Raw genomic sequence first — 1,062 nt, 5'->3', positions numbered from 1 at the left:
TTGTCGCCGGTGGCGATCTTCACCTCGATGCCCAGTTCGGCCAGCTGTGCCAGCGACTGGCGCGCCGCGGGTTTGGGTTCGTCGGCGAAGACCAGAAAGCCGGCCAGCGTCAGGTCGTGTTCGTCGTCGGCGGTGAGCTCCGTCAGCTCGGCGGCCGGGCGGGTGGCGACGGCGACCACCCGCCGTCCGGCGGCGAACAAGTCCGCCAGGGTCGCATCCGCGGCCGCCGGCGTCCCGTCGCACCGGTCCAGGACCTGTTCGGGGGCGCCCTTGACGACGAGGAGGCGGTTGCCGTCGTCGTCGACCAACACCGACGTCGCGCGCCGCTCGTGGTCGAACGGCAGCAGCGCGACGCGGCGCACCGCGCCGCCCACCAGTTGCTGTGGCTGCGGGGAGTCCCACAGCGCGGCGTCGAGCGGATTGGCGCTCACCACACCGGATTCCGGGTCGACGTCGGTGGCCAGCAGCCCGAGCCGCCGGACCGGCTCGGCCGGCGCACCGGCCGGATCGATCGTGCCGACCAGGCGGATGCGGCCTTCCGTCAGCGTGCCGGTCTTGTCGGTGATCAGGATGTCGATGTCGCCCAGGTCCTCGATGCACACCAGGCGTTTGACGAGCACCTTGGCCTTGGCCAGCTGTCGCGATCCCGTCGCCAGGCTGGTGCTCACCACGGCGGGCAGCAGCTGCGGCGTGATGCCGACCGCGATCGCCAGCGAGAACAGCACCGAATCGATGATCGGCTTGTGCAGCAGCAGGTTGCTGACCAGGATGACCACCATCAGCGCGATCGCGACCTGCAGCAGCAGGTAGGAGAACCGGCGCAGCCCCACCTGGAAATCGGTCTCGGGTTGGCGCTTGTCCAAACCCGCTGCGATGCGGCCGAATTCGGCATCCCTGCCGGTGGCGTACACCACCCCGGTGCCCTCCCCGGCGCTCACGATGGTGCCCATGAAAGCGAGGTCGGTCGAATCGGCCAGCTCGGCGCCGGCCGGGGTCGGCTGCGGTGACTTCTCCGAGCCGGTGGACTCCCCCGACAGGATGCTCTCGTCACATTCCAGCGCC

1 protein-coding gene is annotated in these 1,062 nt (G+C 70.2%); it reads right to left on the bottom strand.

Translation table 11 applies throughout. The features are described 5' to 3' along the window. The coding region (locus A5705_RS11010) for an HAD-IC family P-type ATPase (protein WP_156763094.1) at positions 1 to 1,062 on the bottom strand (1,062 nt) is incomplete at both ends.

Source organism: Mycobacterium sp. E787 (genome assembly GCF_001668725.1).
In the GTDB taxonomy this organism is placed as follows: domain Bacteria; phylum Actinomycetota; class Actinomycetes; order Mycobacteriales; family Mycobacteriaceae; genus Mycobacterium.
The sequence above is the reverse complement of the archived record's forward strand: the minus strand, read 5'-3'. Positions and strand labels throughout refer to the sequence as shown.